This window comes from Brevibacterium rongguiense (assembly GCF_009857845.1).
GTDB lineage: Bacteria > Actinomycetota > Actinomycetes > Actinomycetales > Brevibacteriaceae > Brevibacterium > Brevibacterium rongguiense.
Genome location: NZ_WWEQ01000034.1, coordinates 20,879 through 31,334 on the forward strand (window position 1 = coordinate 20,879; position 10,456 = coordinate 31,334).

General features: G+C 73.9%; 8 protein-coding genes. All 8 read left to right on the forward strand.

Going from position 1 to position 10,456, the window contains the following annotated elements:
- Positions 1–5 precede the first annotated feature (5 nt).
- Positions 6–3,293 carry a carbamoyl-phosphate synthase large subunit gene (carB, locus tag GSY69_RS08820; protein ID WP_160953489.1) on the forward strand — a complete coding sequence of 1,096 codons (3,288 nt, stop codon included), beginning with the start codon at positions 6–8 and terminating at the stop codon, positions 3,291–3,293.
- A complete protein-coding gene (pyrF, locus tag GSY69_RS08825) occupies positions 3,280–4,146 on the forward strand; it encodes an orotidine-5'-phosphate decarboxylase (RefSeq protein WP_160953490.1) in 867 nt (288 codons plus the stop codon). Before carB ends, pyrF begins: the two co-directional genes overlap by 14 nt.
- A 48-nt stretch (positions 4,147–4,194) precedes the next feature.
- Positions 4,195–4,512 carry an integration host factor, actinobacterial type gene (gene mihF / locus GSY69_RS08830; protein WP_160953491.1) on the forward strand — a complete coding sequence of 106 codons (318 nt, stop codon included), beginning with the start codon at positions 4,195–4,197 and terminating at the stop codon, positions 4,510–4,512.
- Entirely contained in the window at positions 4,509–5,078 is a 570-nt protein-coding gene (gene gmk / locus GSY69_RS08835; RefSeq protein ID WP_160953492.1) for a guanylate kinase, read from the forward strand. The genes mihF and gmk overlap by 4 nt, the downstream gene beginning before the upstream one ends.
- A gap of 81 nt (positions 5,079–5,159) precedes the next feature.
- Positions 5,160–5,582, forward strand: coding sequence for a DNA-directed RNA polymerase subunit omega (rpoZ, locus tag GSY69_RS15195; protein ID WP_160953493.1), 423 nt, complete (start codon positions 5,160–5,162; stop codon positions 5,580–5,582).
- A gap of 7 nt (positions 5,583–5,589) precedes the next feature.
- Positions 5,590–6,909 carry a bifunctional phosphopantothenoylcysteine decarboxylase/phosphopantothenate synthase gene (locus tag GSY69_RS08845; protein ID WP_160953494.1) on the forward strand — a complete coding sequence of 440 codons (1,320 nt, stop codon included), beginning with the start codon at positions 5,590–5,592 and terminating at the stop codon, positions 6,907–6,909.
- 9 nt (positions 6,910–6,918) lie between these two features.
- Positions 6,919–8,112: a methionine adenosyltransferase gene (gene metK / locus GSY69_RS08850; protein ID WP_160953495.1), complete on the forward strand. Its 1,194-nt coding sequence runs from the start codon at positions 6,919–6,921 to the stop codon at positions 8,110–8,112.
- Between the two features lie 96 nt (positions 8,113–8,208).
- Positions 8,209–10,456, forward strand: a 2,248-nt coding sequence (locus tag GSY69_RS14195; protein ID WP_202410957.1) for a primosomal protein N' family DNA-binding protein, incomplete at its 3' end; no start/stop codon positions are given.

Consider the following 10,456-nt stretch of genomic DNA (forward strand, 5'->3'; position numbering starts at 1 on the left):
AACCCGTGCCCATCAGGAAAGACCTGTCCTCCGTCCTCGTCATCGGCTCGGGGCCCATCGTCATCGGCCAGGCGTGCGAGTTCGACTACTCCGGCACCCAGGCCTGCCGCGTGCTGCGCGAGGAGGGCCTGCGCGTCATCCTCGTGAACTCGAACCCCGCGACGATCATGACGGACCCCGACGTCGCCGACGCCACCTACGTCGAGCCCATCGACCCGGCCGTCATCGAGAAGATCATCGCGGCGGAGCGGCCCGATGCCCTCCTGCCGACGCTCGGCGGCCAGACCGCGCTGAATGCCGCGATCAACCTCTACGAGGCCGGGGTCCTCGACGCCTACGGCGTGGAGCTCATCGGCGCCGACGTCGATGCGATCCAGCGCGGCGAGGACCGCCAGAAGTTCAAGGAGATCGTCGAGGAGTGCGGCGCGGGCGTGGCGAAGTCCACGATCTGCCACACCATGGACGAGTGCCTGGCCGCGGCCGGCGAGCTCGGCTACCCCATGGTGGTGCGCCCCTCGTTCACGATGGGCGGCCTGGGCTCCGGCATGGCGTTCGACGAGTCGGACCTGCGCCGGATCGCCGGCGACGGGCTGCACGACTCGCTGACGACCGAGGTGCTGCTCGAGGAGTCGATCCTCGGGTGGAAGGAGTATGAGCTCGAGCTCATGCGCGACCGCAACGACAACGTCGTGGTGGTCTGCGCGATCGAGAACGTCGACCCCGTGGGCGTGCACACCGGCGACTCGATCACGGTCGCCCCCTCGCTCACGCTCACCGACCGGGAGTACCAGGAGCTGCGCAACATCGGCATCGACGTCATCCGCGCGGTGGGCGTCGACACGGGCGGGTGCAACATCCAGTTCGCGATCGACCCCGACACCGGCCGGATCGTCGTCATCGAGATGAACCCCCGCGTCTCGCGCTCCTCCGCGCTGGCCTCGAAGGCCACCGGCTTCCCCATCGCCAAGATCGCCGCGAAGCTCGCGGTCGGCTACACGCTCGACGAGATCCCCAACGACATCACGCGCGTGACGCCCGCGTCCTTCGAGCCCGCGCTCGACTACGTCGTCGTGAAGATCCCGCGGTTCAACTTCGAGAAGTTCCCGGCCGCCGACCCGACCCTGACGACGACCATGAAGTCCGTCGGCGAGGCGATGGCCCTGGGCCGGAACTTCACGACTGCGCTGCAGAAGGCCCAGCGCTCGCTCGAGCAGAAGGGCGCCGCGTTCCGGTTCGACGTGCGCTACGACCTGGACGACCCGCAGGTGCGCGCCGACGTGCTCGCCTCGCTCGGGCACGCGACGACGGAGCGCATCCACGTCGTGCAGCGCGCCCTGCTGTCCGGGATGAGCATCGAGGACGTCCACGAGGCCTGCGACATCGATCCGTGGTTCCTCGACCAGATCGCGCTCATCAACGAGACCGCCGAGGAGGTCGCCGCCGCCCCCGAGCTCACCGGCGAGCTCGTCGAGCACGCGAAGCGCCACGGCTTCTCCGACGCCCAGCTGGGCGCCCTGCGGGGACTCGACGAGGCCGTCGTGACCGGGGTGCGCCACGCGCTCGGGCTGCGCCCGGTGTTCAAGACCGTCGACACGTGCGCCGGCGAGTTCGCCGCCCACACGCCCTACCACTACTCGAGCTACGACTCCCAGACGGAGGTCGAGCCGCGCGAGCGGGAGGCCGTCATCATCCTGGGCTCCGGCCCGAACCGGATCGGGCAGGGCATCGAGTTCGACTACTCGTGCGTCCACGCGACGATGGCGCTCTCCGACGCCGGCTACGAGACCGTCATGGTCAACTGCAACCCGGAGACGGTCTCCACGGACTACGACACCGCCGATCGGCTCTACTTCGAGCCGCTGACGTTCGAGGACGTCATGGAGGTCTACGCGGCCGAGTGCGCCGCGGGCCCCGTCGCCGGCGTCGTGTGCACCCTGGGCGGGCAGACGCCGCTGGGCCTGGCCGACCGGCTCAAGGCCGCCGGCGTGCCCGTGCTCGGCACCGATCCGCAGGCCATCGACCTGGCGGAGGACCGCGGCGAGTTCGGCCGGGTGCTGCGCGAGGCCGGGCTGCTCGCCCCCAAGCACGGCACCGCCACCACCCCCGAGGAGGCGCAGGAGATCGCGCTCGAGATCGGCTACCCCGTGCTCGTGCGCCCCTCGTACGTGCTCGGCGGGCGCGGCATGCAGATCGTCTACGACACCGAGCAGCTCCTGTCCTACATGGCCTCGGCCACCGAGGTCTCGGCCGACCGCCCCGTGCTCGTCGACCGGTTCCTCGAGGATGCCGTGGAGATCGACGTCGACGCGCTCTTCGACGGCGAGGAGATCTACCTGGGCGGCATCATGGAGCACATCGAGGAGGCCGGCATCCACTCCGGCGACTCCGCCTGCGTGCTGCCGGCGATCACCCTGGGCGAGGACGTGCTCGAGCGCGTGCGCGCGGCCACGGAGCGGATCGCGCGGGGGATCGGGGTGCGCGGGCTGCTCAACATCCAGTTCGCCATCGCCGCCGACGTCCTCTACGTCATCGAGGCCAATCCGCGCGCCTCGCGCACGGTGCCGTTCGTGTCCAAGGCCACCGGCCGCCAGCTGGCCAAGGCGGCCGCGCACATCGCCGTGGGCACGCCCATCTCCGAGCTGCGCGGCACGCTCCTGGCGGCCGAGTCCGACGGCTCCCACCTGGGGCCAGAGCACCCGGTCGCGGTGAAGGAGGCGGTCCTGCCGTTCCGGCGCTTCCGCACCGCAGACGGGCGCGTCGTCGACTCGATCCTGGGCCCGGAGATGCGCTCGACCGGCGAGGTCATGGGCATCTCCGCGGTCTTCCCGGAGGCGTTCGCCAAGGCCGAGCTGGGCGCCGGGGTCACCCTGCCCACCTCGGGGCGGGTCTTCGTCTCCGTGGCCGACCGGGAGAAGCGCTCGGCCGTCCTGCCCACCAAGCAGCTCGTCGACATGGGCTTCGAGGTGCTCGCCACGCGCGGCACGGCGGCGATGCTGGCCCGCTACGGGATCCCCGCCACCGCGCTGGCCAAGCAGCACGAGCTGGCCGAGGGCGAGCGCTCGATCGTCGACGAGATCACCGACGGCACGATCGGGCTCGTCATCAACGTCCCCGCCGGCCGCGCCGAGCGGGCCGACGGCTACGGCATCCGCGCGGCCGCGACGGCCGCCCCCATCCCGCTCATGACGACGGTGGCCGAGTACACGGCGGCGGTCACCGCGATCGAGGCGGCCCGCGCCGGCGGCTTCGGGGTGCGCTCGCTGCAGGACTGGCAGGCCCATGAGCGCGGCTGAGCCGCGCCGGGACTTCGCCGCCGCCTGGCAGGCGGCGGCGGCCGTGAGCCCCCTGTGCGTGGGGGTCGACCCGCACGCCGCGCAGCTTGCCTCGTGGGGGCTGCCGGACACGGCCGCCGGGGCGCGCGAGTTCGGGCTGCGGCTGCTCGACGCATGCGCGCGCAGCGGCGCGGCGCGCCTCGTCAAGCCGCAGTCGGCGTTCTTCGAGCGCTTCGGCTCGGCGGGCATCGCGGTGCTCGAGGAGCTGCTCGCCGCGGCGCGCGGAGCCGGCCTCGTCACGATCCTCGACGTCAAGCGCGGCGACATCGGCTCGACGATGGCGGGCTACGCGGACGCGTACATGGACCCCGCGTCGCCCCTGTGCGCCGACGCCCTCACCCTCTCGCCCTACCTCGGCGTGGGCGCCCTCGAGCCGGCCTTCGCCGCGGCCCGCGCCCACGGCACGGGCATCTTCGTCCTCGCGCTGACCTCGAATCCCGACGGCGCCCGCGTCCAGCACGCCCGCACCCCGGACGGGCAGGCGGTGGCCGCCGAGGTGGCCCGGCTCGTGGCCGCGTTCGACGCGCAGGCGGGCGCCCCGCAGGCGGGACTCGTCGTCGGCGCGACGATCGGCGGCGCGGCCCGCGAGCTCGGCATCGACCTCGGCGGCTTCCCGGGGCCCCTGCTGGCGCCGGGCTACGGTGCGCAGGGCGCCGGCCCGGCGGAGCTCGCCGATGTCTTCGGCGCGGCGTTCGAGCGGGGGCAGGTGCTGGTGAGCGCCTCGCGGTCCGTCTCGGAGGCCGGTCCGGATCCGGAGGCCCTGGAACGCCGAATTGTGGGCCTTGCGCGTGCCGTACGTCACGATCGCGGTTAGACTGCACTCAGGCTTCCCGGTCAAGGCAGATGTCCTCAAGGAGATGACGTGGCACTTCAACCACTGACACCGGAACAGCGCTCGGCCGCTCTCGACAAGGCGTTCCAGGCGCGGCAGGCGCGAGCGGAGGTCAAGACGGCCCTCAAGAGCGGCGAGCAGAGCCTGCGCTCCGTGCTCGAGCGGGCGCAGGGCGATGAGGCCCTCAGCAAGATGAAGGTCCACGACCTGCTGCGCTCGATGCCCGGCGTGGGCGATCGGCGCGCCAGCACGCTCATGGAGGAGATCGGCATCGCCCAATCGCGGCGCCTCAAGGGGCTCGGCGTGCACCAGCGGGCGGCGCTGCTGGAGAAGTTCGGAGCTCAGTGACCACAAGCACCCTGACGGTCCTCGCCGGCCCCACAGCCGTCGGCAAGGGCACCGTGAGCGCCTACGTGCGCGAGAACTTCCCCCAGGTGTGGTTCTCCGTGTCCGCCACGACCCGCAGTCCCCGACCCGGCGAGGTCGACGGCACCCACTACTGGTTCGTCTCCGACGCGGAGTTCGACCGGATGGTCGCGGCGGGCGAGATGCTCGAATACGCGGTGGTCCACGGCCGCAACCGCTACGGCACGCCGCGCGGCCCGGTCGAGCGCGCGCTTTCCCAGGGCCGCGCGCCCCTGCTCGAGATCGACCTCCAGGGCGCGCGCCAGGTCAAGGAGCGGATGCCCGAGGCGCGCTTCGTCTTCCTCGCCCCGCCCAGCTGGGACGAGCTTGTCCGCCGGCTGGTGGGCCGCGGCACCGAGGACGCGGAGGAGCGCGAGCGCCGGCTCGCCACCGCGCGGGTGGAGCTCGCGGCCGAGGGCGAGTTCGACTTCACGGTCGTCAACAGGGATGTTCGTGCCGCAGCACGGGAGCTAGTAGAATTGATGGGGCTGTCGCCGGACGACGTCTGAGCGACCGCCCGCAGCCGGCCCCGCCGGCCCGCCGGCCGCGCCGGCGCTGAAGCCTTATCCGCACCTACGTTTGGAGTCTGCGTGTCCTCGGAGCCCGAAGGCATCACCAACCCGCCGATCGACGACCTGCTGGCCGTCACGGATTCGAAGTACGAGCTCGTCGTGGAGTCCTCCCGCCGCGCCCGCCAGATCAACGCGTACTACGCGCAGCTGCAGGAGGGCCTGCTGGAGAACGTCGGGCCGCTCGTGACGCCCGAGCCCAACGAGAAGCCGCTGTCGATCGCGCTGCGCGAGATCAACGAGGGCAAGATCCTCATCCGCGAGGCCACGGAGGCGGACTTCGCCGCCCCCGCCGCCGAGGCGCAGGCCGCCGCGGACTTCGACTTCGACTTCGGCACGGACGCGGCCTTCTCCGACGCCGCGCAGGCCGACCCCTTCGCCGTGCCCGCGCAGGAGGCGGACGCCTCCGGGACCCCCGAGACGCCCGAGGCCCCGGAGTCCTGAGCCCGCTGTGAACATCGTCCTGGGCGTCGGCGGCGGCATCGCCGCCTACAAGGCGTGCCACGTGCTGCGCGCGCTCCGGGAGGCCGGGCACGCGGTGCGCGTCGTGCCCACGGCCAGCGCGCTCGCGTTCGTCGGCACCGCGACCTGGGAGGCCCTGAGCGGCCAGCCCGTCGCCACCGACGTCTTCACCCGGGTCGACGAGGTGGAGCACGTCATGATCGGCCAGCGCGCCGATCTCGTGCTCATCGCCCCGGCGACCGCGGACCTGCTGGCCCGCCTGCGCGCCGGGCGCGCCGATGACCTGCTCACCGCCACCGTCCTCGCCACCCGGGCCCCGGTCGCCCTGGCCCCCGCGATGCACACGGAGATGTGGGCCAACGCCGCCACCGCGGACAACGTCGCTGTGCTGCGCGCGCGCGGCCTGCACGTCATGGAGCCGGTCAGCGGCCGGCTCACCGGCGCCGACTCCGGCCCCGGCCGGCTGCCCGAGCCCGAGGACATCGTCGCGTTCGCACTCGCCGCCGCGGCCGCTCCCGCGGGCGCCCCGGAAGCGCGGGGCGCCTCGGGTGCGGCAGGCTTCGGTTCCGGGGCTGCGGACGAGGAACGGCCCGCCGCCGCGCCGGCCGGGCTGCCCGACCTGCGCGGACAGCGCTACCTCATCAGCGCCGGCGGCACGCGCGAGCCCCTCGACCCCGTGCGCTTCCTCGGCAACCGGTCGTCGGGCAAGCAGGGCGCGCAGCTCGCCCGGGCCGCCGCGCAGGCCGGCGCCGCCGTCGACCTCGTCGCGGCGAACATCGACGTCGCGGTGCTCGCGGACCTGCCCCCGGGCGTGCGCGTGCGGGCGGTCGAGACGACCGCGCAGCTGCAGACCGCCTGCGCCGAGCTCGCCCCCGGCGCCGACGCGGTCATCATGGCTGCGGCGGTGGCCGACTACCGGCCCGCGCACACCGCCGAGCACAAGATGAAGAAGGACGGGGATGCCGGCCTGACCCTGGAGCTCGCCCAGAACCCGGACGTGCTGCGCGGCCTCGTCGCCCAACGCGCCGCGGAGGGCTGGGGGGCCGCCCTCGTGGGCTTCGCCGCGGAGACCGGCTCGCCGGGCCGCCCCGCCCTCGAACTGGCCGAGGAGAAGCTGCTGCGCAAGGGCTGCGACCTCCTCGTGTTCAACGACGTCTCCGCCGGACGCGCATTCGGCAGCGAGGACAACGAGGTCGCGATCCTCGCCGTGCGCGATGGCCGGGCGCACGTCGCGGCCCGCGCCCACGGCTCGAAGGCCCAGGTGTCACACGCGGTCATCGGGGCGGTGGCCGCGCTGCCGCGCCGCTAGGATGGCCGGGTGACTTCAACGACGCTGCGCCAGTTCACCTCCGAATCCGTGACGGAGGGCCATCCGGACAAGATCTCCGACCAGATCAGCGACGCGATCCTCGACGCGATGCTCACCCTCGACAGCCGCGCCCGCGTGGCCGTCGAGACGATGGTGACGACCGGCATGGTGCACGTGGCCGGCGAGGTCACCACCTCCGGCTACGTCGACATCGCCGACATCGTGCGCAAGACGATCACGGAGATCGGCTACGACTCCTCGGAGAAGGGCTTCGACGGCCACACGTGCGGAGTCTCCGTCTCGATCGGAGCGCAGTCGCTCAACATCAGCGAAGGCGTCACCCAGTCGCTCGAGGCCCGCGGCGGCGATCACGGCGACGAGCTGGGCCAGCTGGGCGCCGGCGACCAGGGCCTCATGTTCGGCTACGCGGACAGCGCCACCGACGTCCTCATGCCGCTGCCCATCCACCTGGCCCACCGGCTGGCCGAGCGCCTGAGCGAGGTGCGCAAGGACGGCACCCTGGACTACCTGCGACCCGACGGCAAGACGCAGGTGACGCTCGGCTACGACGGGGACACCGCCCGCACCGTGGAGGCCGTGGTCCTGTCCACGCAGCACGATCGGGGGATCGTGCGCGAACAGCTGACAGCGGACCTGCGCGAGCACGTCATCGACCCGATCCTGGGCGCGGCCGGCCTCGACACCGGCGCAGCCCGCTACCTCATCAACCCGGCGGGCGACTTCATCATCGGCGGGCCGATGGGCGACGCGGGCCTCACGGGGCGCAAGATCATCGTCGACACCTACGGCGGCTTCGCCCGCCACGGCGGGGGCGCCTTCTCCGGCAAGGACCCCTCGAAGGTCGACCGCTCCGCCGCCTACGCGATGCGCTGGGTGGCGAAGAACGTCGTCGCAGCCGGCCTGGCCGCGCGCGCGGAGGTCCAGGTCGCCTACGCGATCGGGTCCTCCCAGCCCGTGGGCCTCTACGTCGAGACGTTCGGCACGGAGCGGGTCGATCCCGCGGCGATCGCCGCCGCCATCCGCGAGGTCTTCGACCTGCGCCCGGCCGCGATCATCTCGCAGCTGCGCCTCAACCGGCCGATCTACCGTCCCACCGCCGCGTACGGCCACTTCGGGCGGACCGCGGAGTCCTTCACGTGGGAGCGCACGGACCGCGCGGACGAGCTGCGCCGACTCGTGTGAACCGCGGCGGGCCCGCGTCGGCGCCGCGTGCTTGACTGGGCGCAGCGCCCGACCGGGCGCCGCTGGTGACCCGCCGCAGCCGGGAGGGGGAGTGCGATGACCGACGGTGCCGATGGTGCCCTGTTCGCCCCGCTCGCCGCCGACCTCGCCGAACCGCAGGCCCTGCGGGTGCGCGGAGGCATCGAGCCCGCGCAGGCGCACCCCGTGGCGCGCGTGCTCGTCGAGACGCAGCTGCCGCACCTGGCGCGGCCCTTCGACTATGCGGTCCCCGCCACCATGGACGCCCGGACACAGCCCGGGGTGCGGGTGCGGGTGCGGTTCGCCGGCCGTCTCACCTCGGGCTTCATCCTCGAGCGAGTGGAATCAACCGACCACGTGGGCGAACTGGCTCCGCTCGAGCGCGTGAGCTCCCCGCTGCCCGTGCTGCGGCCCGAGCTGCTCGAGCTGTGCACGGCGGTCGCCCGGCGCTACGCCGGGACGCTGCCCGATGTGCTGCGCCTGGCCATCCCGCCGCGCCATGCCACCGCCGAGGCGGCCGTGCTCGCCCAGCCCGCGGAGGTCGACGCGCAGGCCCTGGGCGCGGCCGCGGCTCACGTGCGCGCGGCCATAGCAGACGCTGCCGAGCACGCTCCCGCCGGCGAGTCCGAGTATCTGATGGCGCTCGACGAGTGGCTGGACCCGCAGGCACCGGGCGCGGCGGGCGCCCGCGAGCGGGATGAGACCGCCGGATCGGCCGCCGCCCCGGCCGCTGGCGCGGGGGACGCCGCGCAGCCCGCGGCCGCGCAGCCAGGCCCCGCCGCGGAGCAGGCAGCCCCCGCGGAGCAGGCAGCCCCCGCAGTGGAGACAGCGCCCGCAGTGGAGGCTGTGCCCGCGGAGGAGGCCGTGCGCGCAGTGGAGGCTGTGCCCGCGGAGGAGGCTGTGCCCGCGGAGGAGTCCGTGCCCACCCATGGCCCGCGTGCCGCGTACGCCATGCTGCCGGGGGACCGGCCCGGCATCGGGTGGATCCGCTTCGGCCTCGCCGCCGCGGCCCGCGTGCTCGCGGCCGGCCGCAGCGTCGTGTGGCTCGTGCCGGACAGACGGGAGCTGGCGGCCCTCGAGGCGGAGCTCGGCGCGCTGGCACCGTGGACCGTGCGGCTGTCGGCCGATCAGGGGCAGTCGGCCCGCTGGAGCGCCTGGACCAAGGCCCTGACGGGCCGTGCCCGCCTGGTGATCGGGACCCGGACGGCCGTCTTCGCCCCGGTCGCGAACCCGGGCCTCTTCCTCTGCTTCGACGATGAGGACGACTCCTACCTCGAGCAGCGCGCCCCCTATCCGCACGCGCGGCAGGTCATGCTCGAGCGCGTGCGCCAGACGGGCGCGGCAGGGCTCTTCCTGGGCTATGCGCGCTCCGTCGATGTGCAGCGCCTCGTCGCCAACGGGTGGCTCGGGGAGATCGCGGTGCCTCGCGAGGTGCGCCGCGCGGAGGCGCCCCTCATGCTGGAGCCGCCCCCGGCCCGGGACATCGCCGATCTCTCCCGGCTGCCGGGACGGGCATTCGACCTGGTCAGGGGCGCACTCGGGCGCACCAAGCAGGACACCGCGCTGGGGCCGGTGCTCGTGCAGGTGCCGCGTGCCGGCTTCATCCCGGTGCTCGCCTGCGCGCGGTGCCGCGAGGTGCTGCGCTGCCCCCGATGCGGCAACCGCCTGCACGCCCGCGCGGTGAGCGGTCCGTTCGCCTGCCGGGTCTGCGGCTGGCACTCCGATGGCGTGCAGTGCCGCAACTGCGGGGGCACGCAGGCCAGGGCCGTGACGACCGGGGCGGAGGGCGTGCACCAGGAGCTGGGCCGGGCGTTCCCCGGTGTGAAGGTCGTGCGCTCGGGCGGCGACCACATCCTCGAGCGGGTCGACGGGGAGCCCCAGATCGTCGTCGCCACCACCGGGGCGGAGCCCTACGCCGAGGGCGGCTATGCGGCCGGGATCCTGCTCGACACGCTGTGGCCGGGCCCGGGCCTGCGCTCGACCGACCGGTCGATCGCCCGGCGCCTGCGGGCGGCGTCCCTGGTCCGCGCCGCGCGGCTGGGCGGCAGGGCGCTGCTCATGGACGAGGACCCCGCCGTGCGCAGGACGGTGGCCCGCTTCGAGCCGGTCGAATGGGCGGCCGGGCAGCTGGCCGAGCGCGCGCAGGTGGGGCTGCCGCCGAGCATCCGCATCGCCGAGCTCACGGGACCCCGCCCGGCCGTCGCTGCCCTCGTCGCAGCGGCGCGCCGCGAGGTCGAGGTGCGCGTCCTCGAGGAGCGGGCCGCCGACGACCCGGAGCCCGCGGCGCGCCCCGGGGCCCGCGTCCGACGCGGTCGCGGTGGGCGTG

Coding starts and splice junctions, on each gene's coding strand:
- pyrF (WP_160953490.1), top strand. CDS start 3,280: ATGAGCGCGGCTGAGCCGCGCCGGGACTTCGCCGCCGCCTGGCAGGCG.